At 69.6% G+C, this 24,648-nt stretch carries 28 protein-coding genes and 1 tRNA gene; 11 read left to right on the plus strand and 18 right to left on the minus strand.

Annotated elements, in window-relative coordinates:
- Nucleotides 1-65: 65 nt before the first annotated feature.
- The 14 genes from O7611_RS23165 to O7611_RS23230 all read right to left on the minus strand — a co-directional run bounded on the left by O7611_RS23165 (nucleotide 66) and on the right by O7611_RS23230 (nucleotide 10,208).
- The gene (locus O7611_RS23165; RefSeq protein ID WP_269697568.1) at nucleotides 66-1,433 is read right to left on the minus strand and encodes a tyrosine-type recombinase/integrase; all 1,368 of its coding nucleotides are present in this window, start codon (nucleotides 1,431-1,433) and stop codon (nucleotides 66-68) included.
- The gene (locus O7611_RS23170; RefSeq protein WP_013475345.1) at nucleotides 1,430-1,651 is read right to left on the minus strand and encodes a helix-turn-helix transcriptional regulator; all 222 of its coding nucleotides are present in this window, start codon (nucleotides 1,649-1,651) and stop codon (nucleotides 1,430-1,432) included. The genes O7611_RS23165 and O7611_RS23170 overlap by 4 nt, the downstream gene beginning before the upstream one ends.
- The gene (locus tag O7611_RS23175; RefSeq protein WP_269697569.1) at nucleotides 1,648-1,815 is read right to left on the minus strand and encodes a hypothetical protein; all 168 of its coding nucleotides are present in this window, start codon (nucleotides 1,813-1,815) and stop codon (nucleotides 1,648-1,650) included. Before O7611_RS23175 ends, O7611_RS23170 begins: the two co-directional genes overlap by 4 nt.
- 444 nt (nucleotides 1,816-2,259) lie before the next feature.
- Nucleotides 2,260-3,822, minus strand: coding sequence for a hypothetical protein (locus tag O7611_RS23180; RefSeq protein WP_269697570.1), 1,563 nt, complete (start codon nucleotides 3,820-3,822; stop codon nucleotides 2,260-2,262).
- A complete protein-coding gene (locus O7611_RS23185; protein WP_269697571.1) occupies nucleotides 3,819-4,790 on the minus strand; it encodes a bifunctional DNA primase/polymerase in 972 nt (323 codons plus the stop codon). The genes O7611_RS23180 and O7611_RS23185 overlap by 4 nt, the downstream gene beginning before the upstream one ends.
- Nucleotides 4,791-4,818: 28 nt before the next feature.
- Nucleotides 4,819-5,073 carry a hypothetical protein gene (locus O7611_RS23190; protein ID WP_269697572.1) on the minus strand — a complete coding sequence of 85 codons (255 nt, stop codon included), beginning with the start codon at nucleotides 5,071-5,073 and terminating at the stop codon, nucleotides 4,819-4,821.
- On the minus strand, nucleotides 5,070-5,363 hold the full coding sequence (locus O7611_RS23195) for a hypothetical protein (RefSeq protein ID WP_269697573.1): 294 nt from the start codon (nucleotides 5,361-5,363) through the stop codon (nucleotides 5,070-5,072). Before O7611_RS23195 ends, O7611_RS23190 begins: the two co-directional genes overlap by 4 nt.
- Nucleotides 5,360-5,608 carry a hypothetical protein gene (locus tag O7611_RS23200; RefSeq protein ID WP_269697574.1) on the minus strand — a complete coding sequence of 83 codons (249 nt, stop codon included), beginning with the start codon at nucleotides 5,606-5,608 and terminating at the stop codon, nucleotides 5,360-5,362. The genes O7611_RS23195 and O7611_RS23200 overlap by 4 nt, the downstream gene beginning before the upstream one ends.
- A 142-nt stretch (nucleotides 5,609-5,750) precedes the next feature.
- Nucleotides 5,751-7,964, minus strand: a complete 2,214-nt coding sequence (locus tag O7611_RS23205) for a cell division protein FtsK (RefSeq protein ID WP_269697575.1) — start codon at nucleotides 7,962-7,964, stop codon at nucleotides 5,751-5,753.
- 87 nt (nucleotides 7,965-8,051) lie between these two features.
- Nucleotides 8,052-8,222: a hypothetical protein gene (locus tag O7611_RS23210; RefSeq protein ID WP_013475338.1), complete on the minus strand. Its 171-nt coding sequence runs from the start codon at nucleotides 8,220-8,222 to the stop codon at nucleotides 8,052-8,054.
- Nucleotides 8,223-8,266: 44 nt separating this feature from the next.
- Nucleotides 8,267-8,698: a helix-turn-helix domain-containing protein gene (locus O7611_RS23215; RefSeq protein ID WP_269697576.1), complete on the minus strand. Its 432-nt coding sequence runs from the start codon at nucleotides 8,696-8,698 to the stop codon at nucleotides 8,267-8,269.
- 93 nt (nucleotides 8,699-8,791) lie between these two features.
- Nucleotides 8,792-9,592, minus strand: coding sequence for an ABC transporter permease (locus O7611_RS23220; RefSeq protein WP_269697577.1), 801 nt, complete (start codon nucleotides 9,590-9,592; stop codon nucleotides 8,792-8,794).
- A complete protein-coding gene (locus O7611_RS23225; RefSeq protein ID WP_269697578.1) occupies nucleotides 9,589-9,963 on the minus strand; it encodes an RRQRL motif-containing zinc-binding protein in 375 nt (124 codons plus the stop codon). The genes O7611_RS23220 and O7611_RS23225 overlap by 4 nt, the downstream gene beginning before the upstream one ends.
- A complete protein-coding gene (locus tag O7611_RS23230; RefSeq protein WP_269697579.1) occupies nucleotides 9,963-10,208 on the minus strand; it encodes a DUF6284 family protein in 246 nt (81 codons plus the stop codon). Before O7611_RS23230 ends, O7611_RS23225 begins: the two co-directional genes overlap by 1 nt.
- 396 nt (nucleotides 10,209-10,604) lie before the next feature.
- On the opposite strand from O7611_RS23230, the gene O7611_RS23235 reads away from it, so the two are divergent.
- The 3 genes from O7611_RS23235 (at nucleotide 10,605) to O7611_RS23245 (ending at nucleotide 13,563) form a co-directional block, all read left to right on the plus strand.
- Nucleotides 10,605-11,018: a helix-turn-helix domain-containing protein gene (locus O7611_RS23235; RefSeq protein ID WP_269697580.1), complete on the plus strand. Its 414-nt coding sequence runs from the start codon at nucleotides 10,605-10,607 to the stop codon at nucleotides 11,016-11,018.
- A gap of 75 nt (nucleotides 11,019-11,093) precedes the next feature.
- Nucleotides 11,094-12,581 carry a helix-turn-helix domain-containing protein gene (locus O7611_RS23240; RefSeq protein WP_269697581.1) on the plus strand — a complete coding sequence of 496 codons (1,488 nt, stop codon included), beginning with the start codon at nucleotides 11,094-11,096 and terminating at the stop codon, nucleotides 12,579-12,581.
- 1 nt (nucleotide 12,582) lies between these two features.
- On the plus strand, nucleotides 12,583-13,563 hold the full coding sequence (locus O7611_RS23245) for an NAD-dependent epimerase/dehydratase family protein (RefSeq protein ID WP_269697582.1): 981 nt from the start codon (nucleotides 12,583-12,585) through the stop codon (nucleotides 13,561-13,563).
- A gap of 3 nt (nucleotides 13,564-13,566) precedes the next feature.
- On the opposite strand, the gene O7611_RS23250 is transcribed toward O7611_RS23245, so the two are convergent.
- Nucleotides 13,567-15,447, minus strand: coding sequence for an AAA family ATPase (locus O7611_RS23250; protein ID WP_269697583.1), 1,881 nt, complete (start codon nucleotides 15,445-15,447; stop codon nucleotides 13,567-13,569).
- 136 nt (nucleotides 15,448-15,583) lie between these two features.
- Here O7611_RS23250 and O7611_RS23255 point away from each other — a divergent pair.
- From O7611_RS23255 to O7611_RS23275, 5 genes are all read left to right on the plus strand, one after another.
- Nucleotides 15,584-15,681: transfer RNA gene (locus tag O7611_RS23255), tRNA-Arg, on the plus strand.
- 146 nt (nucleotides 15,682-15,827) lie between these two features.
- Nucleotides 15,828-16,223 (plus strand): GntR family transcriptional regulator, encoded by a 396-nt coding sequence (locus O7611_RS23260; RefSeq protein WP_262013998.1) that lies wholly within the window; start codon nucleotides 15,828-15,830, stop codon nucleotides 16,221-16,223.
- The gene (locus tag O7611_RS23265; RefSeq protein WP_269697584.1) at nucleotides 16,220-17,119 is read left to right on the plus strand and encodes an ABC transporter ATP-binding protein; all 900 of its coding nucleotides are present in this window, start codon (nucleotides 16,220-16,222) and stop codon (nucleotides 17,117-17,119) included. Before O7611_RS23260 ends, O7611_RS23265 begins: the two co-directional genes overlap by 4 nt.
- Entirely contained in the window at nucleotides 17,116-18,087 is a 972-nt protein-coding gene (locus O7611_RS23270) for an ABC transporter permease subunit (RefSeq protein ID WP_194800561.1), read from the plus strand. The genes O7611_RS23265 and O7611_RS23270 overlap by 4 nt, the downstream gene beginning before the upstream one ends.
- Nucleotides 18,088-18,195: 108 nt before the next feature.
- Nucleotides 18,196-20,193, plus strand: coding sequence for a helix-turn-helix domain-containing protein (locus O7611_RS23275; RefSeq protein ID WP_269697585.1), 1,998 nt, complete (start codon nucleotides 18,196-18,198; stop codon nucleotides 20,191-20,193).
- Nucleotides 20,194-20,232: 39 nt separating this feature from the next.
- On the opposite strand, the gene O7611_RS23280 is transcribed toward O7611_RS23275, so the two are convergent.
- Nucleotides 20,233-21,384 (minus strand): cupin domain-containing protein, encoded by a 1,152-nt coding sequence (locus O7611_RS23280; RefSeq protein ID WP_269697586.1) that lies wholly within the window; start codon nucleotides 21,382-21,384, stop codon nucleotides 20,233-20,235.
- The gene (locus O7611_RS23285) at nucleotides 21,368-21,808 is read right to left on the minus strand and encodes a hypothetical protein (RefSeq protein ID WP_228531961.1); all 441 of its coding nucleotides are present in this window, start codon (nucleotides 21,806-21,808) and stop codon (nucleotides 21,368-21,370) included. The genes O7611_RS23280 and O7611_RS23285 overlap by 17 nt, the downstream gene beginning before the upstream one ends.
- On the opposite strand from O7611_RS23285, the gene O7611_RS23290 reads away from it, so the two are divergent.
- Nucleotides 21,801-22,532 carry a DUF1275 family protein gene (locus O7611_RS23290; RefSeq protein ID WP_194800559.1) on the plus strand — a complete coding sequence of 244 codons (732 nt, stop codon included), beginning with the start codon at nucleotides 21,801-21,803 and terminating at the stop codon, nucleotides 22,530-22,532. The genes O7611_RS23285 and O7611_RS23290 overlap by 8 nt on opposite strands.
- 12 nt (nucleotides 22,533-22,544) lie before the next feature.
- Here O7611_RS23290 and ligD read toward each other — a convergent pair whose 3' ends face one another.
- Complete coding sequence (ligD, locus tag O7611_RS23295) at nucleotides 22,545-23,504, minus strand: non-homologous end-joining DNA ligase (protein ID WP_269697587.1); 960 nt, start codon at nucleotides 23,502-23,504, stop codon at nucleotides 22,545-22,547.
- 90 nt (nucleotides 23,505-23,594) lie between these two features.
- On the opposite strand from ligD, the gene O7611_RS23300 reads away from it, so the two are divergent.
- Entirely contained in the window at nucleotides 23,595-23,996 is a 402-nt protein-coding gene (locus tag O7611_RS23300) for a winged helix-turn-helix transcriptional regulator (protein WP_194800557.1), read from the plus strand.
- Between the two features lie 91 nt (nucleotides 23,997-24,087).
- Nucleotides 24,088-24,633, plus strand: coding sequence for a TetR/AcrR family transcriptional regulator (locus O7611_RS23305; RefSeq protein ID WP_194800556.1), 546 nt, complete (start codon nucleotides 24,088-24,090; stop codon nucleotides 24,631-24,633).
- Nucleotides 24,634-24,648 lie beyond the last annotated feature (15 nt).

The following is a 24,648-nucleotide window of genomic DNA, read 5'->3' on the forward strand; positions in this document are numbered from 1 at the left end:
GTCCGGCCGTCACCGGCCCGTGGCGGGCATCTGTGCCAAATGCGTGCCACGGAACGCGGGTGCCCTCAGCCGTGCCCGAGCGCTCTTTCGATGCGCTGCCGGAGAGCCGCGTCACCGCCGTCAAGGCACTTGGCATAGATCCTGAGCAGCACCTCCACGGACTGCCCCGCCCACTCGGCCACCTGCGTCGGCGGCACTCCCCCGTTGAGCCAGGTCGACACGGCAGCGTGCCGCAGGTCGTACGGGGTACGGGCCAGCGGCGAGGCATGCACCTCGGGCGTGAACACGGCGGCCCGCGCCCACCGCCACACACGGTTGATCGTGCCCTTGGGAAGTTCCTCCTTGTTGCGCTCCCCCACGAACAGGCGACCGTTCGGCCCGTAGCCGAACAGCCCGACGTGCGCGTGAATGATCGCGGTCAGCTCGGGCGGACAGGGAACCGTTCGCGTCTCCCCTCGTGCTCGCTGCTTGAGTTGTCGGCTGTCGCGGTTCTTTCCGCTGTCGGTCCATTCACGACCGGCGTGCGGATCGGCACCGTCAAGGGTGAATTCCCCCCAACCTTTATCGGGCAGGTGTAGGTTCGGTTTGGCGAGGCGCACGGCTTCCTCCGGGCGGAGTGCGGCGTAGTACAGGCAGGCGTAGAAAGCCACCATGCGCGGACCGATACGGCCCTGCTCTCGCACCCCTTCCAACAGGGTTCGCACCTGCACCGGGTTAGCGACCGAGCGCCGGTCGATGGTGGAGACGGTTCTCGGTGGCTTCCATTTCAGCTTTGGAAGCGGGTTTGCCGGCAAGAGTCGCCTCTCCACCGCGTATTCGATCGCGGTGTTGAATATCTTCCGGCGTCGGCTGATGACGCTCGGGGCGGCCGGCGCTCCGTCGAGTCGAACGGTGAGGCCGTCCAACACCGGGCGCAGCACTTCGGCGCGGCTGAGGCTTGCCACGTCACGGGTGTTCCGCCGCACCCAATCGAGCGTCTTCCGCACCTGGTCGGGCACGTTGTCGGCCGTGCGGCGCGGGGTGTTGAAGGCCCAGCGGCTGAGGGCGTAGCGGAGCACTTTGCCGTCTGGGCGACCCCTCGCGTTGGTCAGCAGGAGCACCGTTAGCGCCGTCAGGGCTTCCGCGTGTGTACGCCTGGTCGTGGCGGCCACGTGCGGCCATTTCATGTCGGCGAAAGCGCAAGCCAGGTCGTACCAGGACATGACGGCGGTGTCACGGCGCATTGAGATCGGATAGCCTGTTTCGATATCGAACGCCTCACCCTTGCGGGACGCGGTGACCAGCTCGGAGCGGAAGCCCTCCGCGAGAGCCTTTGTCTTGAAGACCTGCTTCTGTCGCCGCTCGGCCACGCGCCAGCGGACGCGATAGGTGCAGCCCCTCTGCCCTTCGTATGTTTCGATTGACCAGATACGCACTTCGTAGGTGGTGTTCAAGCAGCCTCCTCATAGAGCGATTCAAGCCAGGATTCGTAGTCGCGGCGTTCGATCCGAATCTCGCCGTTCGGCAGCTTGCGGGCCGGTGGCCCCTTTCGCTTTGCTCGCCAGTCGTAGAAGGTTGACCGGCTAATTCCGAGGTCGTCGCAAACATCGGCGATGGTGAGGTGACGAGCGGTGCGAGTCGTCCCCCGCTCCGGCCGCTTCGGGACAGTCATGGGCGGGTGTCCTCCCTCGGGGTGGCGTGGAGGTAGATGCGCTGGAACATCTGGGAGCGGCGGTCGGGGTAGGGGCGGCTGACCTGCTGGATGTGCAGCACTTGGGCGATGGCGGTGAGCGCTGCGGCTGTTTCAGCGGGTGTGCCGTGCAGCCTGATTCGCACGGTGAGCGCCTTTCGGTCGGTGCGGGTCGGGCGTGGAGGGTGTGGGTGGCGGTGCGGCAGAGCGGCGCAGGGCGGCCCGCTGAGAGCGACGGAGACGCGAGATCCGAACAGAGTTGGTGTAAGGCATAGGGCAGATCCGTCTGTGTGGCTCTCAGCGGGCCGGTCTACGTCGATGGGTTGCGGTCGATTGAGGCTCGTTGTGGGAGGGGCTGAACCATCTCCGCATCTCCGCATCTCCGCAAACATGGCTGTGAGCTGGGCGAATGCTTGCGGAGATGCGGAGTTCCACTGAGGGGGATCTCCGCAAGAGACCGTGATCTCCGCAAGATCGTGCGGAGATGCGGAGATCGATGATTCCTGATGGTTTGATCTCCGCAGGCTGTTTTCCCTGGTGGTGGCGGGTTGGTGCGGCGTTGCGGAGATGCGGAGATGGTTCAGCGGGTTTCAGCCGTGGTGGCGTTCGACCCAGAAGACGGCCCGGTCGCCGCGTTCGTTCTTCCCGGCGCGGATGACGTGATCGCCGCGCCAGCGTCCGGCTTGGCCGGTGAGCAGCCGGCCGAGTTGCAGGGGGTTGGGTAGGCGGCCGTTGTGGGTGGTGATGAATTGCCCGTCCCAGGGGTCGTGTTCGTCGCTGCCGAGGTGCATTGGTTCTGCGTCGCGGCGCAGGTCAGCGGCGGTCATAGGGCGACCGGCGTGGCGGTCGTGCCAGGTGGTGAGGAACGCGCGCCAGCGCGTTTCGTCTTCATCGATTTCCCGTACCTCGGCGGCGTTGGTGAGGAAGCCGTCGATGCCGTGGTGGGCCAGGAATCCGCCGAGGGCTTGCGCCCACGGGGTGAACTGCCGCATCGACAGCCCGGCGGCCCGGTGTGCTCCCTGCCGGGTCCAGCCGAGCACCAGCACCAGGAGGTGCCACAGCACGGTGAGCTGATTCGCGGGAGCGGTGATCCACTGGTCAAGGTGTGGAATGCCGAATCCGGTCTGGTCGCGTAGTTCGGGGCGGGGCATGTCCGGGTCGAGGTGCACCCGGACGGTGCGGGAGGCCATGTCTCCGCCGACTTGCAGGTTGTTGCCGGTGGCCATCCACAGCCGGTCGTTGACGGTGGCGATGTTCCGCGACGCGCCGAGCTGCCGGTCGGACCACACGCCGTTGGTGACGAGCTGGGCGAGCACGGCGGAGTCGATGACGGTGCCCTCGGCGAGGTTGTCCCAGATGACCACGCCGACCTGTTCGGCGAACACGGCGGTGATGGACTTGCGGAGTTCCTCGTCGGAGTAGGCCCAGTTCATGACGCGCTGTCCGTAGAGCATCCCCGGTCCGGCAGTGAGGATCGTCTTGCCGGATGAGGGCATGGTCGCGTCGATGAGCGCGAACGGGGTCAGGGATCGGGTGAAGTGCCGCAGGATCGGCGTGGCCAGCAGCGCCACGTAGTTAGCCCGATCGGCGGCGCTGGCCCAGGGGAAGTCGCGCAGGAACCGGCCGAGCAGGAACGTGCGCGCCGCGGCGACCTGCTCGGCGGTGGGCTCGTCGGGCACGGGCGGCAGCGCCACCCGGGTTGCCAGGTAGAGGCCGGTGGCCTTGTCGTAGCCGGGTTGCTGCAACAGGGTGCCGTCACGCCGCAGGACGGGTGCGCCGATGATCCCGCGCAGCGGCGCCACCCCCGGCCACGTTTTCCCTGCTAGGACGGATGACAGCGTGTCCCGGGGCGGGGTGACTTCCTCTTCGTACATCTCCGGGTCACCGCCGTCGCCCTTGCGGGTCTTCACCCGGTAGACGTAGGCGTGCTCGGCGAGCAGCCCGGCCAGCCCAGCCGGGGTGACCACGCTGGCGGACACCGGCAGCGGTGAGTCCTCATCGGCGGCTGGCGCGAGGTCACCCGAGACGGCTTCCATGTGCACCAGCTGCCCGGCCGACACGTACGTGTCGGGCAGCAACCCGCCGGTCAGGGCGGCTTTGAGGGTCCGGATGGTTTCCGGGCCGGTGCCGACCTGCAACCGCGTGCCGTTCATGCTGCCCTCCCCGTGTTGCTCAGGCGGCGCGGCTGGCGTGCGCCGACGCGCAGCCCGGACGCGATCGTGCGGGCGATTTCCCCGTGGCGCAGCCCGGTCGACAGCGCGGCGGGCTCCAAGACGGCGTACACGTCCGCGTCGGTGATCGCGCCCCCGGCGGCGAGCTGCCCGAGGGCCACCGCCGACGCGAACAGCGCGGCGTTCCGGCCGCCTTCGGTGGCGGCGGTGAGGTGAGCGACCTGACGGCGGATCGCGGCAGCGACGTACCGGCCGCGCCGGTCCGGCGGCAAGGCAACCGCGGTCGGCCGATACGCGGGCTGCGCCGGCACAGTGAGCAGTCCGGCCAGCCACGCGGGCAGCGGCGCGGGCTCGCAGTCCAGCGCCACCACGTATGGGCGACCGGCCACGGTGGAGCCAGCAGCGACGACGTAGCCGCCGTGGGCGCGGGTGTCGACCATCGGGCCGAGCGTTCCGGCGGTGTTGCGCAGCGCCGGGCCGGTGTCGGGGTGCCGGTAGTACAGGTGGGTGCCGCCCCGCCCGGTGGTCACGGTGTAGGTCGGGTCGATCGTGGCGTGTGCGGCGGCCAGTGCGGCGAGCGTTCGCAGCCCGTGGGGGCATCCCTCCTGGCCGGGCGGCATGGTCTGTCCGGGCTTGCGCAGGTCCAGGTCGACCACCACCAGACCGGACGGGCCGCACGCGACACCCACCCCGTACGGGCGCATCGACCACGCCCGCCGAATCCGCTCGGGGTCAGTGGTGGCGCGTTCCTCCCACCCAATGTGACGGCTGGCGGCCCGGCAGCGCGAGTCGGTCAGGTCGCAGCGCTCGGCAGTGCAGCGGGCCGGGAACGCCGGGCGCTTCGCCTCATCCGCGTCAGCGGGGTTCGGGCGGTCGGGACGTAGCGGGAACACATGCCAGCCACGCGCGGCACACGCCAGCGCGGCGGCCAGAAGATCAGGACGGGACACAAGGGCCTCCCTTCTAAAGGTCGAAGAATCAGGCGGCACGGCGGCGAGAGCGGGCGCTGCCGAGGTCGATCAGCACCCCGCCCGCCGGATCGGGCTGCCGGTGGGTGCGTTCGTGGCGCTCCTGTGCGCAGGCGGCGCAGTTACGTGGCAGGAGGTAGACCGGCCGACCGCTCAGGGCGTCGGCGGCGGCCAGCATCCGGCGGCAGATGTGCGGGTAGGGCTCGTCGTCGGTGACCGGTCGGCCGAGGATCGTGGACGCGGCGAGCCACTGTCTGCCGGTCACCGCGCGGCCCGCCTCGGCCGGGGCCGTGCGGTGATGGCGGCGCGGGTGACGGCCTCGCGCAGGTCGCCGAGCAGCCCGACCAACTGCCGCCGCGCGGCCACCTCGCCCGGGGCGAGTGCCACCCTGACGCGCACCTCGGCGTGTTCCCGCCCGGTGGTGGTCCGGACGCGTACGAGGACGGCGCGGGCGTGGCCGGGGATGTCGACCACGATTTCGTCGGAGCGGTGTTCGCCGAGGCCGCAGCGGTGGTCCCGCCCGCACCAGTTGGTGTGAGCGTTGCGGCGGTTCATCGGTGGGCCTCGGCGCGCAGGCGGTGGAGGACGTTGTAGATGCGCCGTCCGAGGCGTAGTCGCATGCCTCGGTCGCAGCGGCGGCAGGCGCGGGGTCGGTGGAGGATGCGGGTGGTGGTGTGGCCGGTGCCGGCGCATCGTTTGCAGGTTGTGAAGGGGATGACCCAGCACAGCGCGGCGTAACCGAGCGTGATCAGGGTGAGGATGGCGGCGGTGACGCTAGCGAGGGTGAGCAGGGGGTCCACAAGTGCCTCCCGGGCCGGTTTTTGGGTGTGAGCGGCCGTGAGCTGCTAGCTACTAGCGGGCAGCTCATGATTCGGATCGGGTGCTAGCGGGGGTGCTAGCGCTAGCAGCACGGGCCGCTAGCGCTAGCACCCCCGCGACGGGTTATCCGGCGGACCGCTTGCGGTCACGCTCCGCAATCGCGGCCAGGAGGTCGGCGTGCTTGATGCCACGCCGGGTCACCGGCTTGCCGTCGATCCGGCGGCCCACGTCGCCGACCTTGATCAGGGGGTGGGGCTTGAGCGCGGTGGTGAGCTGCGCCGCCTCCCAACCCCCGTACACGTCGGGCCGCAGCTCGGCCAGCAGGCCGCACAGGGTCTCGTTCCAGGCGGCCTTGTCGTTGCCCGGCCACACGCGGGCCAGGTCGCCGAGTACGTCGGCCACGGGCGCGATGTCGCGGGTCTGCTCGTCCGGCTTGGGTAGCGTGCCGGCGGTCTGGCGCAGGGCGACGGCGCGGGTGACGATGCGGGCGGCGGCGGTGGTGTCGACGTAGAACGAGCGCACCGCCGACGCCTTCGGCCCGAACCCCCGCAGGATGCCCCACCCCGCCTCAATGACCGGCTGGAACACGGTGGCGCGGTAGCCGTTCTTGTAGGCCGACGTTCCGAGGATCATGTCGTTTGCGGTCTGGTCCGCGACGGACAGGCAGAAGCGGCTGTTGACGTTGCGGGTGATGCCGGTGGGCAGGCTGTCCTTGTCGGGGATCTGCGTGCCGATCATGATGATCACGCCGAGCGCCCGGCCGAGCTTGATGACCTTTTCCAGGAGTTCGCCTGCGTCCTTGCCGTACTTGCTGGTCATCAGCTCTTGCAGCTCATCGAACCACGCGACGAGGGGGTGCAGCCCGGACCCCTTGAGCGACGCCAGTTCCGGGGTGACCTTGTTTTCCGGGGCCTTGCCGAGGCGGGCGTAGTGCTCGATGCGCTTGGAGCGGCGGCGGCACTCCTCGTACAGCCACTCGATAAAGCCGAAGCAGCGGGCGAGGGTGTCGTCATCGAAACCGTTGCCGTACTCGGCCATCACCGGCTCAAGGACGGCGAAGTCCCCGACACCCTTCAACTCGTAGCCTCGGATCTCGGCGCGCGGGTCGAGGGCAGCGGCCAGGATCAGATCCCGCAACGCGAACGTCTTCCCGGAACCGGGCTGACCACCGAACAGGAAGTTCCGGAACATCAGATCCACCGCCACGGTGTCGAGACGAGGGGTGGTGGCGAACGGGAACGCCTTGAACACGTCCACCTTCGCGCCAGCGGACAGCAGCGGCCACGGGGGTTGCTTCATCTGCGACGCCGGTTCGTAGCCGACCCACAGGGCGAGGCGGCCTGTGTGGCCGGGTGCGGGCTCGGGCCACACCTGATCGAGGGGCAGGCGCATGGCCGACGCGAGCTTCCCGCGCCGGGCGACCACCTCGGCGGCCTCCACCCCGTACGGGAGGTCGACCACCGCGAGGTGGCCGGGGCCGTCGCGGTGGATGTCGACCGGGAAGCTGATGGCCTTGGGGTCTTTGGCGACCGCGGAGTTGATGCCGCTCATTTGCAGCGACGTGAGCGCCCGGCGCACGAGGTCGGCGGTGAGCTTGCGGTAGCGGGTGCCCTCGGTCACCCGGTCGGTGAGCGGCTTGTCCGCCGGGCGGCCGAGCGTGGCCAGCAGCGGCACCACCACCAGCAGCGCGGCGTAACGCCACCACGCCGGGCCGAGCGCCAGCACGATCGCGCCGGCCACAGTGGCACCAGCACCGGCGGCGAGTACCCACCACCGCCACACCGTCTGCCGCTGGCGGCGGGCGTCGAGCTTCATCCACGTGTCCGCGTCGCCCCGGGAGGCGGCAGCCTGCCGCAGGTGCCAGTTGCCTTCCTCGGCGCTGGCCCAGTGCAGCGCCCGCCCGACACCCCGGAACAGGCCCAGCGGCGCGTACACGGCCGTCTTCACCGCGTACTTCGGCAGGCGCACCGCGTGGTAGGCGGTCACGTAACCGGCGTCCTTGACCTGATGCCGCACGGCGGCCCGCAGGGCACGCCACGACCTGGCCCAGTCGGCGAGGATCGGCCGGCGGTCCCGCTGCCGGGCCAGCACCTCACGGGGGATGTCGTCGGCGGTGTCGACCGGGCCGCCGTCGCGGTCCGGCCCGTCGTCCACGCTCTCCGCGTCGTCGGCGTCGTCCGGGCCGTCGTCGTCGGCCGGGGGACGCGGCCGGGGGATGCGGCGGGCGCGGGCGTCGTCCAGGTCGACCACCTCCGCATCCGGCCCGGTGGTGGTGGGGTCGGTCAGATCACGCTCGGCGGCGTGCCAGTCGAAACGGTCGTCATCGGGGGCAGTCATGATGAGGGTTCCTCCGGTCATGGATCGGTGGGGTCCGGCGGCACGGCGCGGTTTGCGAGGCCAGGGCCGTGCCGCCGGGCGCGCGGGCTAGTTCTTGACGGAGACGCGGTTGCCGCAGTCACCGCAGGTGGCGTAGGTGCGCCGGTCGTCGGCGGTGATGTCCCGCCAGTTGCTGTCGTTGCCGCAGGGCGGGCACCACAGCGTCGAGGTGCCAGTGGTGATGCGGCCGGTGGACCGGCCGATCGAGATGCGTGCCATTCGGGGGTGTCTCCTTCGCGGGGTGACTGTCGGCGGGGGCGGGGTTAGGCGGCGCAGAACAGGGCGGCGATGAACAGGAAGCCGTAGTGCCAGGACTGGTCGAGGGCGTACATGCCGCCGCCTCGGGTCAGCCAGTGCGGGTCTTTGCCGAGCACCTCGGCCAGGCGGCGCAGCGGGGTACGCCGGTCGGCGATGTAGTGCGACACCGCCGACACCGCCAGCCCGACCCCGACGCCCCACAGGTCCAGGCGCAGCCCGGTCGCCAGAACGACGGTGGTCAGGGTGACGGCGGCGGTGAAGGTGTAGGTGGCCACGTGCGCGGCGCAGGCCAGGCGGCCGAGCCACCCGGGCTCGCTCTTGCAGTCGGCCTGCCACTGGGTCTGCACCCAGTGATCGGCGACCTGATGCGCGACGTAGAGAGCGGCGAACACGGCGGCGAACACGGCAGCACGCGCGCCGGTCGGGTCTGCGAACATGGATGGTCTCTCCTTGAGGTCAATTGGCTGAGGGGTGGAGAACCGGCGGCACGGCATCGGTTTCCAGGCCAGGGGCCGTGCCGCCGGGCGGCGCTAGTCGTGGGTGCGGACCAGGTGGGCCAGAGCGGCGCCCATGCCGAGCACTGCCACCGGGAGGCAGGCCACGGCGGTGGTGATCCACCACGGGGCCGAGGTGACCCCGGCGGCTTCCAACAGGTGGTAGGCGACCTGGCCGAGCGCGCCGACCAGGAGTGAGGCGATCGCGGACCACTTCGCGAAGCGGCGTGCCCGCTGCGGTACGCGGCCGGACAGCCACACGTAGAGCGCGTACGCGCCGTAGGTCTCCACCCCGATCGGCAGGGTGATCGCGGAGTTGATGGAGAAGCTGTCCCAGATCCCCGGCAGCGGGTGAACCACGCCGAAGCCGGTGAGTCCGCCGAGTCCGACCCACCCGGACCAGATCGCCACGAACGCCGGAAGCGCCAGCAGCACCACCGGCCACACCACCGCCGAACGCACCGGCGCGGCCGGGGAGGGCGGGGTGGGCGTGTCCGGGCGACCGACCGGCGTGGCCTCGGCGTCCCGCTCCGGCGGCGTGATCTCCGGAACGGGCGTCGGGTCCGGCTCGACCGGCGGCGCGGGCTCGGGCACGGTCGGTACGTCGGCCGAGTCCGTGGCGTCCGGGGCGGTGCTGTCGGCCGACGGGGCGGTGGGCTCGGACTTGAGCAGGGCCAGGAGTTCACCGGCCTTCGGCGCGCCGATGCGGAACTCGCGCATCAGCCGGTTCCGGGACGGGAACCGCTGCCCCTCGGGCAGGTCCAGCCCTCGGGCGGCGGGCAACAGGTCTTCGATGGGCTGCGGGTAGCGGGTGCCGTTGATCGTGGGGGCGGTCATGCTGCGTCCTCCAACGGATAGGCGCACGCGAGGCATTCACCCAGCGAGCGCGGGATGTAGTAGGGCCGGACGTGCCGGCAGGTCGGGCAGGTACGGCGGGCGAGCAGCGCGGCGCGGACCGCGCGGAGTTGGGCGGGGGTGGCGGTGCGCTTCGGCCGGGCCAGGTCGACCCGGTAGAGGTAGGCGGCGCGGGTGCCGCCGACGCCGCGCCACAGCACTTGAGCGGCGATCGGCTGACCACCGGGCCGCAGCCCGGCAGAGCGGAGTTGGCGGCGGGTGGCGTAGCCAGGCGGGGCACCCTTCCACCAGAAGGTGGGGATGCCGTACCGCGCTCCGTCCGGATCGTGGAAGGCGGCGCGGATGCGGGACATCAGGCCGCGCGGTGCGGGGTGGGGTGGGCGGTCAGGTCGGCAGCGGCGCGGGTGACGCGGGCCTCGGCCCGGCGCAACCGCCGCCAGTCCAGCGGCGAGGGGCCGCCGTGGTCCTCGGCGTAGAGCATCGTGATCTCGGCGTCGAGCACGTCCAGCTCGGCGGCGATCAGCGGCCACTCCGTCTCGATCGCGGCCAGGTCGGCGGCGGTCGGCTCGGCGGCCACGGGGGCAAGGTGCTTCCTCACGGGAAACCTCCGGGAGAGTCGCTGTAGTCGGGGAGCCCGGGGTGCGACCAGACCGGCCGCACCCCGGGACGAACAGAGATCAAGAGGCAGAAGTCCATGCCGCGCGCCGGATCCGGCCCGCTCGCCCTGCTCGCTCGGGATCTACCGAGGTCGGCCACCGTGTGGCTCAAGGCGGGGATGCCGCAGACGGATCTACGCGGCGCTTCTGCTGTTCAGTTCTCAATGACCAAGTGCGCGGGTGGCTCGTGGGCGCGCAGCGCCGCGAAGCGCTGCCTTCCCCGGGACCAACCGGCGTAGCTGATTTCAGCGCTAAAATTAGCGCTGATGTTGTGCGGTGTCAACGAGGGTGGAGGAACTAGGATCAGCGGATCAGGCAGTCAGACAGGGAGGCAGTCGGTGGAGGATTGGCAGGCGGTAGCCAGTGCCATGAACAGCCGGATGACCGAGTTGCCGATGACCCAGCAGGAGTTGGCCGAGCGATCGAAGGTGTCGGTTGCGACCCTGCGTGAGCTGCAATACGCGACCGCGACTCGCAAGCGGTCCGCGCGGACGCTCGCCGCGATCTCTGAGGCTCTCGGCTGGCCGAACGACTACCTCCGCGCCGTACTGACCGGGGCCACCCCCCCGGGCGGCAGCGGGAAGGCAGAACGGGCGGACAGTTCCTCCTTGGTGCTCGCGCGGCTGGATCAGCTCCACGCCGAAGTGCGGCGGCTCGCGGATGCTGTTGAGCGGATCGCGGTCGATGTCGGTCATGGCGACAAGGACACCAGTTCCGGACGCGCATCCAAACGCCGTTCACCAGGCGAGTAAGCGCCGTTCACTAGGCACCAACTAGGCACGGGGTGGTGCGCGGCCCGGTGCCTATGCCAGCAAAGGAGGGCGGCTATGCCTGCTCGCGCCAGAGATGCCACCCCGAATTTCGCGCTCTACAACCTCCGCGACGCTGCGGGTGAAACTCAGCAGGACGTGGCGGACGGGCTCAATCACCTTGGGGCGGGGCGCGGGAAGCGACTGGCCGTCACCGCCAACCAGGTGAGCAGGTGGGAGCGGGGAATCACGTTCCCGTCGGCGCTCTACCGGCAGCTTCTTGCCGAGCACTTCGGCGTATCGGTGCAGGATCTTGGCCTGACGCGGCAGCGCGTCACGCCGCAGCAACGCGGTAATCCCGAGAACGACTCCGGAGGTTTCGCGATCCACCAGGAATCCGAGTCTCACCCGCACGCCGAGGAAAGCCAGGAAGAGTGGCGGGCTGTCCGCCGGAAGTTGAACATCCACCGGGTGCAGCTCGCGCGGGAGGCAGCGCGGCTCTACGACGCGAAGGACCGGGTAGGCGACACTGGCCTGATCGCGCCACCGGAATGGCTGCCGTCGACCCCCATCGAGTTGACGCAGTTCGGCATCGGCCTCGCGCCAGAAGGGACCACCCCTGCCGTCACCGGTACCGAAGACGCGTCGGCCTGCGTACGGCCGTTGGCGTCGGACGGACGGCGCCACCAGCGCTACAGCCTCGCTCTGCGGGACGTCGAACAGCCCCGGCTCTTTGAGAACCGGCTCGCCTGGCATCTCGCGGGAGTCGACTGGAGCCAGCCCGACCAAGCACTCACCTTCACCACCGGCACGTACTTCGGTGGTGTCGACGTCTCAGAGGCGCTCGCGCACGAGATGGCGATGTACCACGTTGCGGGCGACGGAAGCGGCGTCCTGCCAGCGTCCTGGCGGAACCTGGGCTTTCGGCGGCTTGTCGGTGACCCGTTCACGCCGAGCCGTCGGCCGACGGCACCGTCAACCGACACACTCACCCTGCGGGTGGACGAAGACGGGGTGTCCTTCGTGCTGCACAACCGGGCGGCCGGCAACGTAGCCGTGGCTGGGGGAATGCTGCACATCATGCCGGCGGGGGTTTTCCAGCCGTCGAGCGTCCTACCGGCGGCCTTGGCGGCGGACTTCGATCTGTGGCGCAACATGATGCGGGAGTACAGCGAGGAATTTCTGGGCACGGCCGAACACGGTGGTGACGGTGAGCCGGCGGATTACACCGCAGAGCCGCTGGCAAGCTTCCAACGCGCCTACGCGGCGGGTGGGATACGAGTCTTCTGCCTCGGCGTCGCGCTCGACGCGCTCACTCTCTGGGGCGAAATCTTGACCGTGGCCGTGTTCGATGGCCCTACCTATGACCGCCTATTCGCCGATATGGTCAGCGCCAACGACGAGGGAACCGTGGTAAAGACCGGGCGGGTACGGCCCACATCGGCACTGCCATTCACCCGCCACACCATCGACGAACTGACCGCCAGCGGGCGGCTAGCTCCGGCGGCAGCCGGCTGCATCCAGCTCGCGTGGGAGCACCGCCGCACGATCCTGGGGAGAGGCTGACGTGCACGTGCTGATAACCGGTGGCCTCGGATTTCTCGGCCGCGCCGTCGCCCGTGACCTACTCACCGCCGGACACCGGGTCACCGTCATGAGCCGGGGTCGCGGGGACCGCAACCCACCCGCTGATGTCGCGATCGTGACGGGAGACATCCGAGACCGCGCCCGGGTCGCCCAGATCTTCAAGGACGGCGGATATGAGGGAGTCGTTCATCTGGCTGCGTTGACCAGCGGCCGGGACTCGTTCGCCGACCCGCTGAGCTACTTCGACGTCAACGAGACCGGCACCCTGAACCTGCTCATGGCTCTCGACACCGCGCGGACGACCACCGACCCCGTCGCCCTGGTTTTCGCCTCCACCAACATCGTCTACGGATCGCAGCACCAAGGCGCGCTCTCCGAAGACCTCCCCCCGCACCCCGAGAGCCCATACGCGGCTTCGAAGGTCGCCGCCGAGCACATGGTCGCCGCCTACACGGCGACCGGGGCAGTCGGAGCGATCATCGTTCGGCCCTTTAACATCGCCGGAGCCGTCGACGGGGTCACCGACACCGACCGCGCACGGATCATCCCGAACGTCTTCCGTGCGATCAGCGGCCAGCTCGACCACGTCACCCTCAACGGCGACGGATCAGCAGTCCGAGACTTCGTCCACGTCGCCGACGTCGCCACTGCCATCCGGCAGAGTCTGGCTGCCTGCACCCCCGGCACCTGCCCGACCATCAACCTCGGCTCCGGTATCGGAACGAGCATGGCCACCGTGGTGGCCACCGCCGAGCAGATCACCGGCCTTCGGGTGACCGTCCACCGCCAGCCACCCAAGCCCGAGCCGCCAAACCTGATTGCCGACATCAGCCGCGCTCAAGCCCTTCTGGGGTGGATGCCGGCAAGGTCCAAGCTCAGCGACATCCTCACTGATGTATGGGAAGCGTGGCCTAACAACCAGTCGTGTCGCATAGGCTATCGCCGACATGAAGAGAGGTGAGGGCTAGTGGTCAGCGACGCTCCGACCTCGAAGCCTGCGAGGAAAGCGCGGCGCTCTGCCGTTTGCGTTATCAATGACTGAAATGAGCCGCTCGACTTGCTCTCGAAGATCGAAGCGGTCCAAATCCTTAACTCCTATACGCTTGCACGCCCTGTGCGCGATCGCCACCTTGTCCGGAACCGAGTTAGTCTTCATCTTCAACGGCTGGTCCCACTGCCCAAGCTGCGAAGCCAACTGAAGCCTTGGATGGACCGCACGAACGGCTTCGCGTAGGATTTCAGGGCTTATATAATTTTCAATTGTATAACACTTCGTGATCCACGCGAATCCCGGACCGCTTGATTCACTAAACCCTTCTTCGACTCGCTTCTTTGTGGGGTCTAGATGCTGGCGGGCGCTTGTTTTGTCACTATCAATAAGGACGACAAGGTGACGGTTTAGCCGTCGCAACGAGATGAACTCTTCAATCTCGGCCTGCTGCGACGCGCTCGCCAACCCGCCGCTGGCCGGATCCTTGGGACTTATATGACGAAGAAGCCTGCCGCCATAAAACATGATTGAATAATCAATACCCTCGACGAGATCAGGTGCAAGTAAGGTCAGCCAGCGATGCAAGTAGATTCGATCGGAGGGGCCCTCCACCCAGATCACGGAATTAGCTTGCAGCAGGTCTGAAGGCCTGTAGCCTAGATCGGCACACAGGCTGGCAATCTCGTGTGGAGTTACTGCCGCCTCCACTCGCGTTCCATCCTCGGGCCCATGCGTCAGATGAAAGATGCGTCCCGCATCATAGTCCAACAGGTGCGCAGAGTGGGTAGCAATAAGGTATTGATTCGTAGTCTCATGCGACAGGTACTTGATGAGTCGCCTCTGCAAAAGTGGATGCAGGTGGACTTCTGGCTCCTCGATGCAAACAATTTGCCGATCAAGCAAAGTCGCGGCAGCCGCAAGCATGATCACCTGCTGGACGCCAGTGCCCAAGCTCTCCAAGGGCAGCAGGTCTCCACTCCGCTCCACGAGAATAGTCTTGGCGTCATGAGGAATACTTAAAACGGCGCTGGCATCGTCGAGAATGTACTTAACGAATTCGTTGATCCGGTCAAATTTCTTCCGGTCACCGCTGTTATCCAGGTCAGGCCGCTCTAGCTGCTCAAGCCGTTCAACTAGTCCAACACCATTGAAATAACCCAAAAGCTCGGCACCATGCACGCTTGGTCGAACCTGCCTGAATGCCTCTATTGAACGCACTGTTGGCAACTTATCCGGATTAGGCACGAAGTGGGAAAGGATCACACCCACCGGTTGTTCTAGTATATTGCCACCCGAATACTGCTGCTTAGTGAGAAGGTTTCCCGCCAGTTGCAACGCATTAAAGTCGTCCCGTGTGAAGGTCGACGCAATTTCTTTAACCTGATCCGCCGGCACTTGCCATTTGTGCCTAAGTGGCTCGCCTGGCTGTCGATAGGCATTCGAATCGGCTACACTCTCAAATCGAAACCATAGCAACCCCCCGGGTCCAGAGAGTTGCGGGCTATCCATCAACCTCTTTAAAACATCCGCAGGGCTGCTGCGAGTGCCGTAGCTCGGAGACCGAAAATCTCTCTCAAGAATCTCGGTGGAGGGTCGGGGCGTTGCCAAATACAGTTGAGGCTTCCAATTCTGCGGCAATGTTCGCCTGGGGCGGTCGATCCCTTCGAACGGCTCTGGATCCTTGCGGAGATACTTGTTAACGAAACGCAGAACGTTAGACTTTCCGGCATTGTTCTGCCCTGCGAGAAGGGTAACGCTTCCAAGCGGCTGGAAATATTGTGGAACCAGGAAGCTCCGGTAGCCTGACACACCGAACGCCTTGATCAATGGTTCTTTGGCCACGATATCGTCCATCCCTCAACCCACCTCGGCCTGACAGCCTGACACACGTGCATGGCCACCCGCGTCCTCCTAACGAACAGAGGCGTGTCGTGTGCGTAGGTGCACCGCTCCTGTGCCATATGCGTGCCAAAGTCGCCCACGCCTACGCGCCCCTGCCAGCGCTTGCCCAGGTCAAAGGCAGGGTGCGACCAGCGCTCGTACCGCCCTCCGGAGGCGGGAGCGCAGGTTCGAATCCTGCCGGGGGCACACCTGCTAAGAACCCAGAACAAAAGACCTTCACGAGCCCGACAGCCACCTTGGCTGCCGGGCTCGTTTCGTTTCCGGGCGAGCCGGCCTCCTTGACCACCGACCCACCGCTTTACTACGTTACTAGTAAAGCAGTGAGGAGCACCGTGTTCGTCTTCCGGCTCGACACCCACTCCGGCGTGCCGCCGTACCTGCAGCTCGTCCAGCAGGTCCGCCAGGCGGTGCTGCTGGGCTTCCTCCAGCCCGGCGACCGCCTCCCGCTCATCCGCGAGGTGGTCGAGGACCTGGCGATCAACCCCAACACCGTGGCCAAGGCGTACCGGCAGATGGAGCAGGAGAACCTGGTCACCGGCCGGCCCGGCCAGGGCACGTTCGTCAACGAACAGCAGTCGGCCGCGATGTCCGCGTCGACGTACACGTCGCTGCGCCGCGGCCTGGAGACCTGGTTGCGCCGCGCCTACGCGGCCGGCCTCGACGAGCAGGCAGTCGACGCGCTCTTCACCTCCGTCCGCCGGCACACGAGGAACGAGGACGTGGCGTGACAGCGACCGGGTTCGCGCTGCGCACCGACGGTGTGGGCAAGCGGTACCGGAAGGGCTGGGCGCTGCGCGACTGCACCCTGGCCCTGCCGGCGGGCGGCGTGATCGCCCTGGTCGGGCCGAACGGCGCGGGCAAGACCACGCTGCTGCGCCTGGTCGTCGGGTTGCTGGCACCGAGCACCGGCACGGTGGAGGTCCTCGGCCGGGACGTCACTGCGAGCACCCCGCAGACGCTGTCCCGGATCGGGTTCCTGGCCCAGGACCACCCGCTGTACAAGCGCTTCACCGTCGCCGAGATGCTCCGCTTCGGCCGGGCCTGCAACAGGCGGTTCGACCAGGCACTGGCCGAGCGCCGGCTGGCGAAGCTGGGCATCCCGCTCGACCGCAGGGCCGGCACGCTCTCCGGCGGGCAGCAGGCCCAGGTCGCGTTGGCTCTGGCCCTGGCGAAGCGGCCGGACCTGCTCGTCCTCGACGAGCCGGTGGCCAGCCTCGACCCGCTGGCCCGGCACGAGTTCCTGCAGGTCCTCATGGGGGCGGTGGCCGAGGGCGGGGTGACAGTCCTGTTCTCCTCCCACGTCGTGCACGAGCTGGAGCGCGTCTGCGACCACCTGGTCGTGCTCAACCAGGGCCGGGTCACGCTCGCCGGTGACATCGACACCCTCCTCGCCGAGCACCGGCTGCTCGTCGGCCCGCGCACGGCGAACGACCTCGACCGGGCCGGCGCCGTCGTGGAGGCCGTCCACAGCGACCGGCACACGACCCTGCTGGTACGCGACGGCGGGCTCCCGGCCGCGCCCGGGTGGCAGGCCCAGCCGGTCGCGCTGGAGGACCTGGTGCTGGCGTACCTGCGCCGGCCGTCCGAGCCGGGCGCCGCGGTCACGCCGGGGGTGCCGGCATGACCTGGTTGATCTGGCGCCAGCACCGGACCGAGGTCTGCGTCCTGGGTCTGCTCGTCGGCCTGTTCGGCGTCGCCCTGCTCGTGCTCGGGGCGCAGGCCCACGACCTGTTCCCCGGCGGTCCCGCCCGGTGCGCCGGCGGAGCCGGTGTCGACGAGGCCTGCGCCGCCTCCTTCCGCCGGCTCGACGACGAGTACGGGTACGTCGAGAACCTCCTGGCGGCCTTCTACCTGGTTCCCGTCGTCATCGGCGCGTTCCTCGGTGCGCCGCTGCTCGCGCGCGAACTGGAGGACGGCACCTGGCAGCTCGCCTGGACCCAGGCCGTGCCGCGGATGCGCTGGCTGGCGGCCAAGCTCGTGGCGCTGGCCGGCGTCACAGTCGCGCTCACCGGGATGTTCACCGCGGTGCTCACCTGGTTCCGTCAGCCGTTCGACGCGTGGGAGGGGCGGTTCCAGTACGACGCCTTCGACCTGGAAGGGCTCGTCCCGGTGGCGTACGCGCTGTTCGCGTTCGGCGTCGCCACCGCCGCGGGGGCGATCCTGCGGCGCAGCCTGCCCGCGTTCGGCGTCGCGTTCGGCGCGTTCCTCGCCACCCGGATGGCTGTGGCGCTGCTGGCCCGTCCCGCGTACGCCACACCGCTCACCGCCACGGCGCCGGTCCCCGCCGGCGGTTCGACGGACCGGGCGGAGCACCTGCCCGGCGTCGCCGACTGGGTGATCGAACGCGGCTACGCGGACGCCACCGGGCGCCGGCTGAGCAGCGTCGAGTACTACGAGCTGGAGGACGCCGCCAACCGGGCTGGCACCAACCTCAACCAGTTCCTGCACGCGCGGGGCATCCAGCAGTTCGGCGTCTACCACCCGGCCGACCGGTTCTGGACGTTCCAGCTCGTCGAGGCGGCAATGTTCCTCGCCGTCGCGGCAGTCCTGATCGGTGTGGTGGTGTGGCGGGTCCGGCGCCGGATGATCTAGGTACCGGGCGAGCGAACCGCTTTCACCTTTGTCCCCCGATTCGGGGATGGGCAGGTCGTGACCTGGCTAACCTCGCGGTGAACGGGTCGAACCTCAGCACCTGCGAAGGTGAGCCAGTTGCCCGAGACACCGTTGACCAACCGCCCCAAGATGCACACCGGCGTACCCTCGTCGCTCACCACCGCGCAGCGGTGGGTACTGCGCGGCGTCGCCGTCGCGGACGCCCCCTGCGGCCTGTGGTTCCTCGAAGCGGTTGCCGAACGTACCGGCAGCACGCCGGACGAGCCGATCGACGCGACGGTGGAGGAGCTGATCGCGCGCGGGTTCCTCGTCGACACCGCGGCCGGGCTGCGACTGGCCTCGATCGCGCTGCGCGACGACGTCCTGCGGGACACGCCGGCCTCGGTGCGCCAGGCGCTGCGCGAGACGGCCGCCGAGGTGCTCGCCGACGCCGGACGCCCGGCCCAGGCCGCCCGGCAGCTCCTCCGGGTGCTTCCGGCGGTGAGCCGGTCCGCCCGGGCGCTCGCCACGCGGCTGGCGGCCGACCCGGCGGTCGGACCCAGCCTCGCCGCGGACCTGCTGCTGGCCGCCCCGGCACCCGGCCCGGCCGACGAGCGCCTGGCCTGGCTGGTCGACGTCGCCGACAACCTCTATCTGGCCGGTCGGGTGGACCATACGCTGCGCATGCTGCACCGGGAGGTCGCCGCCGACAGGTACGGGCCACGGCAGCGGGCGATGCTGCTCGGGCGGCTCGGCGCCTACTACGCGACGCAGCGCCCCTCGCTGTCCCTGACGTACCTCGGTCGGGCGCTCAACCAGGAACTGGACGCGGCCGGGCGGAGCTGGACGCTCACCATGCTGGCGTCGCAGGCGGCCCGGTTCGGGCACCCCGACGCCGCCGAGCTGGTGGCGGCGGCGGAGCGGGCCCACGAACGCAGCCCCTCCCCCGGCGGCGGCATCCGGCTGGCCCTGGCGCACGCGTCCCGGGCCAGCGCCACCGGCGACCTGCCCCACGCCGCGCGGATCCTCCGGGAGGTGGACGCGGGCGAGCCCACCGCCCGCACCCAGGCGATCTTCCTGCGCGTCGACCGGGTGGCGAACCAGATCGCGCTCGGCCGGTACGTCGACGCGGCGACCGCGCTCGACAGCGCGGCCACGGAGATCGACACGCTCGGTGCGGTGGCGCAGCCGCTGGTGACCGCGCTGGACTGCGTCCTGCGGCTGACCACCGGTGAGCTGGCCGAGGCCGAGGTCCGGGCCCGTCTCGCGCTCACCGGACGCGGTGGCGCCCTGCCGGCGCAGGCCCGGGTGGACCTGCTCGCCACGGTCGTGGAGGTGCTGCTGCGCCGGGGTGAGGTGGCCGCCGCCCGGGAACTGCTCGCCGGGGAACGCCCCGCCGTGGGCTGGCCGGACGAGATGCAGTGGTTCCGGCTCGGCTGCGCCGCCGCCGGCGACCCGGAACCGGGCCGGCACGCCGCGCTGCTGCGCGCCGCCTTCGCCATGCCGGACCGCTCGGTGGCTCCCCTGCTGCTGGTGCCGCACCACGGCCCGAGACTGCTCCGCGCGGCGCTGGCACTGGGCGACCGGCAGCGGGCCGAGGCCCTCGCCGACCACCTGAAACGGGCCGCCGGGACGGCGAACAACGCGCTCTGGCGCGGGGTGGCGCACCAGGCCGACGGGCTGCTGACCGGCGATCCGGCGGCGCTGCGCGCGGCGGTACGGCTGCTGCGCACCACCTCCGCCCGGCCGGCCCTGGCCGACGCGCTGTACGACCTGGCGCGGTCGCCCGGGCTGCCGTCGGCCGAGACGTTCGACCTGCTGGCCGAGGCCGACGCGATGTACACCCGGATGGGTGCCGGCGGGACACGGGAGCACGACGGCCCGGCAGGCGACGAGGCCCGCCGTCCGGCCGTGGCCGCGCTGACACCCGCCGAGGTACGGGTGGCCGAACTGCTCGCGGTCGGCATGACGAAGCGGGAGGCGGCCCGGGACCTGTTCGTCTCGTTCCACACCGTCGACACCCACCTGCGCTCGATCTACGCGAAGCTCGGTGTCCACAACCGGGTGGAGCTGGCGCTGGTCTGGGAGTCCCGGGAGGACGGCTGAACGCGGACGCCCCTGCGGCGTCCGCGCTCAGCGTCGTTCTCAGTGCCGCTGCAGCGGGCTCTTCGTCTTCGGAAGCGCCTCGACCAGCTCGCGTGGCACGTTGATCGTGTCGGCGACCACCTCCGGCGGGATGTTCGCCAGCCACTGCGCGAGTGACACGTCCTCGAACTTCGCGGTCCGGAACAGCTCCAGGTAGACGAAGGGCTTGTCGCCGATGTTCTCGATGTAGTGGCCCATCGAGATCGGCACGTAGCCGACGTCGCCGGTCTCCATGTTGAAGGTGCGGGCCGTGGCGTGGTTCGCGAAGACACCCATCCGCCCCTTGCCCGAGATGACGTACTGCATCTCCGCGCCGTTGGGGTGCCAGTGCAGTTCCCGCATCGCGCCGGGTTCGATCTCCACCAGCGCGGCGGTGGTGGTGACCGCCGCGGCGAAGTTGCTCGAGTCGGCGATCCGTACGCTGCCGCCCTCGAACTTCTCCGGTGTCTGGGCGAGCAGGCTGTGCTTGAACGTGCGGGGCACGTCGCCGGTGGGGCTGAACACCCGGTCCTCGGCCAGCGGTGGCGGGCTCTGGCCCGGGAAGATGTAGCGTTCCGACTCGGGCGGGAAGTTGGCCATCTGCTGCATCGTCCAGCCGAAGTTCTTGGCGATGACCTCCCTCGGCACGTGCGCGAAGAAGTCCGTGACCTGGAACGTTCCGTCCTCGGAGTAGCAGCCGTCGTCGAAGACGAGCAGGAACTCCACGCCCTCGTCGTGGGCCTGGATGTAGTGCGGGATGCCGGCCGGGAAATACCAGAGGTCACCCGCCTTGACGTCCTCCAGGAAGTTGCGGCCCTCCTGGTCCACCGCGGCGATCCGGCAACTGCCGGACAGGATGAAGGCCCATTCGGACTGGATGTGCCAGTGCAGTTCCCGGTAGGCGCCGGGGTCGAGCTTCATGTTCACGATCGCCAGGTCATGGGCGATCGGCAGCAGGCGGTTCGTGACCTCCCGGGTCCAGCCGCCGCTCTCCCGGCGGGTGTGGGCCAGCGAGAACGGGAACACCAGGTTCGGCATGAGGCCGTGGTCGGTCGACGGCGGGTTCACCAGGTCCGGGTGGGTGTCGTCGATCGCCGGGTTGCGCGGAACCGTGCCGACCATCGAGTGGTCCTTCGCCGATCCCTTGCCGACGGGGTCAGTGGATCTGGGCATGACGGATGTCCTTCCGGGTGAGGGCCGCCGGCTCGGTGGCCCGGGACGGGACGAACAACGCCCGCAGGTGCTCCGGGCTCTGAATGGCCACCGCGAGCGGAATCGCGACACAGAGGAACAGCGACGCCGCGATGCTCCAGAACGGAGCATCAGTGGCGACTCCGGCGACGGCCAGCGCCGCGATCGAATAGAACGTGACGCGGATTCTGGCGACGGGGAGCACGAACATGCGCTCGACCTCCTTCGGCTTCGAGTCTCGCCGTCGAGACGCAATTGCGATGCTGCCGAACCGGATGCCGATGGTGAATAACGCGATCGCGCCATTCACCGGAAACGACAGGAAACCCTTTTCCCGGCACTTGCGCGCAGCGCGCGTCGTAACGGTTTCACGGGTGCATCCAGGGGTAGGGAGGGCAATGTCCAACAACGCTGAGGATCGCTGGCGGGTGGGGGAATACGACTTCCACGTACCGTTTCTGGCACTTGCGCTCGCCACCGGCCTCGCCGGTGTTGTCGACGCGTTCTCGTTCCTCAGGTACAAGGTGTTCGTGGGTATTCAGACCGGCAATGTGGCGTTCGTCGGAATGGGGGCCGCCGATCACTTTCCGCCCTGGCCGGCCGCGGTGGCGTCGCTTGTCGCGTTCGGTCTCGGCGGCCTGCTCGGCGCCGGGATCCGCCGCCTCCGTCCGGCCGGTCCACTCACCCCGCCGGGCATGGAACTGCTCGCCATGCTGGCGCTGCTCGTGCTCTGGGGAGTGGTGGACCGGTCCCTCGACTCGGGGCGCGACTCGCTGACCGAGCGCACGATCCTGACCGCGCTGCTGGCCTTCCCGGTCGGCATCCTCGGCGGGCTCGTCGTCCGCACGTTCGGCGTGCAGACCGCCACGTCGTACCAGACCGGCACCGTGCTGCGCACCACGAAGGGCATCGCCGACTGGGTGTTCGAGCCGGAGGGCCGCAGCGCGGCCGGGCGCCTCGCCGCGACCGGTCTGCTCTGCCTGGTCAGCTACGCGATCGGCGGGTTCGTCGGCGCGGCCACCGAGACCCGCCCGATCTGGACGATGATCGTCAGCTGGGCCCTGGCCGTGGTGCTGATCGCGTTCACCTGGGGCAAGCGCCCACCGGCGACGGCAACCCGGCGCCGCTGACGCGGCGCGGCGTCACCCGGCCTCGCGGCGGGCCTTCGCGCGGCGCTTACCCTCGTGCATCGCCTGGACCCGGGCCACCGGGATGGTCCGGCCCTGCTCGACCAGGTCCGTCGGCAGGCGCTGCGGCGCGGGCAGCGCCTCCGCCCAGGGATCCCGGTCACCGAGCAGCGCGGGCACGGTCCGCACGGTGAAGTCGGCCGGGCTCGCCGCCTCCAGGTCGGTCCAGCCCACCGGGTACGACACCGGGGCGCCGGGCCGGATCCGAGGGCTGTAGGCAGCCACCACTGTCGCGCCGTACGCCCGGGTGGAGTCGACGAAGACGCGGCCACCGCGGTCGGCGACGATGAACGCGGTGGTCGCGGCCGCCGGGTCGAGCCGTTCGGTACGGGCGGCGAGCGCCCGGGTCGCGGCGGCGGCCTCCTCCGCCGTGGTGGCCGGGTCCACCGGCACGATCACGTGCACCCCCTTGGCGCCGCTCGTCTTCACCGCGCCGGCCAGCCCGGCGTCGGCGAGCGCCTGCCGCACCAGCAGCGCGACCCGCACCACGGCGCCGAACGCGTCCCCCTCCGGCGGATCGAGGTCGAGCACCAGGTGGGTCGGGTGCTCGGCCTGCCCGGCAGGAGCGAGCGTCGGGTGGTACTCCACGGCGCGCTGGTTGGCGAACCAGAGCAGCGTCCGCCGGTCGTCGCAGAGGGCGTACGAGATCCGCCGGTGCGACGCCTCCGCCCACACCTCGGTCCGGCGGACCCAGTCGGGCGTGTACTTCGGCAGGTTCTTCTGCATGAACGGCTCCTGGCCGGGCCGCACCCGCAGCACCGACAGCGGCCGGTCCCGCAGTTCCGGCAGGATCCGGTCGCACACGGCGTCGAGGTAGTCGACGAGGTCGCGTTTGGTCGCCCCGGCGCCGTCGAACAGCGGCTGGTCGAGGTTGGTCAGCGACACTCCGGCCCGGGTCTCGTCGGCGGCACCCATCGGACCACCTTCCCGGGCCGGGCCCGGCTCGGCAACCCCGACACGGCGCCCGGCGCGCCGTACCGGCCGGCACCTGCGACGATCGGGGGCGTGGGTGAGGCGGAGGCGGACCGGTGCGGACCGGACGCGGCGGGGCAGGCCAGCGCCTGCACCGTCCGGGAGGCGCTGGACCGGGTGGGCGGCAAGTGGGCCATCGGCATCCTGATCGCCGCCTCGGCCGGCCCGGTCCGCTTCACCGAGCTGGAGCGCCGGGTGGAGGGGATCAGCCGCCGGATGCTCACACTGACGCTGCGCAACCTGGAGCGGGACGGGCTGCTGGACCGGCACGTCCACCCCTGCGTGCCGCCGAAGGTCGAGTACACGGCCACCCCGATGGCCCGCGAGCTGTACGACTCGCTGGTGGCGCTGACGAGCTGGGCCGAGCGGCACCGCGAGGCGATCAGCGCGGCCCGGGCCGAGTACGACCGGCGGCACGGCGGCCCACCGGCCTGACCTGCGGAAACAGGCCGTTGTGGCGAACGCCACGCGGCGGATCTGACCGATCGGTCAGCACCTGACCGATCGGTCAGGCATGCTGGAGGACATGGCGCGACCCACCACCGCCACCCACGACGAGCTGCTGGCCGCCGCCGCTCGCCGGTTCGCCGTCACCGGATACAAGGGCACCTCGCTGCAGGACATCGCCCGCGACGTCGGCTGCTCCAAGGCCACGGTGCTCTACCACTTCGCCAGCAAGGACGCCCTGCTCTGCGAGCTGATGGCCCCGGCCATCACGATGCTGGAGGAGCTGGACGTCCGCATCGCCGCGCACACCGGCGCCGAGGCCCAACGCGTCGCGGCGGACGGCTTCGTCGACCTGGCGGTCCGCTTCCGCCGGGAGATCGCGCTGCTCCGGGGCGAGTTCCCCGACCTGCTCCAGCAGCCCGCGTTCGCCCACATCCAGCAGATCTCCGAACAACTCATCGCCGCCTTCTCCGGCTTCTCCGACCGTCCGGAGGCCCGCGTCGCGGCGCTCGTCGTGCTCGCCGGCATCGCCGAGACCTGCGGTGAGTTCCTGGACATCCCCGACGAACAGCTGCGACCCGCGCTGCTCGCCGTGGCGTACCGCGCGCTCGAAGTCACCACCTGAACCGAACCTGCGAGG

It is taken from the genome of Micromonospora sp. WMMC273 (genome assembly GCF_027460285.1).
In the GTDB taxonomy this organism is placed as follows: Bacteria; Actinomycetota; Actinomycetes; order Mycobacteriales; family Micromonosporaceae; genus Micromonospora; species Micromonospora aurantiaca.

What these genes read in the sequence shown, in the direction of transcription:
- O7611_RS23170 (WP_013475345.1), bottom strand. Translation starts at nt 1,651, where the DNA reads ATGACTGTCCCGAAGCGGCCGGAGCGGGGGACGACTCGCACCGCTCGT.
- O7611_RS23180 (WP_269697570.1), bottom strand. Translation starts at nt 3,822, where the DNA reads ATGAACGGCACGCGGTTGCAGGTCGGCACCGGCCCGGAAACCATCCGG.
- O7611_RS23195 (WP_269697573.1), bottom strand. Translation starts at nt 5,363, where the DNA reads ATGAACCGCCGCAACGCTCACACCAACTGGTGCGGGCGGGACCACCGC.
- O7611_RS23205 (WP_269697575.1), bottom strand. Translation starts at nt 7,964, where the DNA reads ATGACTGCCCCCGATGACGACCGTTTCGACTGGCACGCCGCCGAGCGT.
- O7611_RS23210 (WP_013475338.1), bottom strand. Translation starts at nt 8,222, where the DNA reads ATGGCACGCATCTCGATCGGCCGGTCCACCGGCCGCATCACCACTGGC.
- O7611_RS23215 (WP_269697576.1), bottom strand. Translation starts at nt 8,698, where the DNA reads ATGTTCGCAGACCCGACCGGCGCGCGTGCTGCCGTGTTCGCCGCCGTG.
- O7611_RS23220 (WP_269697577.1), bottom strand. Translation starts at nt 9,592, where the DNA reads ATGACCGCCCCCACGATCAACGGCACCCGCTACCCGCAGCCCATCGAA.
- O7611_RS23225 (WP_269697578.1), bottom strand. Translation starts at nt 9,963, where the DNA reads ATGTCCCGCATCCGCGCCGCCTTCCACGATCCGGACGGAGCGCGGTAC.
- O7611_RS23240 (WP_269697581.1), top strand. Translation starts at nt 11,094, where the DNA reads ATGCCTGCTCGCGCCAGAGATGCCACCCCGAATTTCGCGCTCTACAAC.
- O7611_RS23250 (WP_269697583.1), bottom strand. Translation starts at nt 15,447, where the DNA reads ATGGACGATATCGTGGCCAAAGAACCATTGATCAAGGCGTTCGGTGTG.
- O7611_RS23270 (WP_194800561.1), top strand. Translation starts at nt 17,116, where the DNA reads ATGACCTGGTTGATCTGGCGCCAGCACCGGACCGAGGTCTGCGTCCTG.
- O7611_RS23280 (WP_269697586.1), bottom strand. Translation starts at nt 21,384, where the DNA reads ATGCCCAGATCCACTGACCCCGTCGGCAAGGGATCGGCGAAGGACCAC.
- O7611_RS23290 (WP_194800559.1), top strand. Translation starts at nt 21,801, where the DNA reads ATGTCCAACAACGCTGAGGATCGCTGGCGGGTGGGGGAATACGACTTC.
- ligD (WP_269697587.1), bottom strand. Translation starts at nt 23,504, where the DNA reads ATGGGTGCCGCCGACGAGACCCGGGCCGGAGTGTCGCTGACCAACCTC.
- O7611_RS23305 (WP_194800556.1), top strand. Translation starts at nt 24,088, where the DNA reads ATGGCGCGACCCACCACCGCCACCCACGACGAGCTGCTGGCCGCCGCC.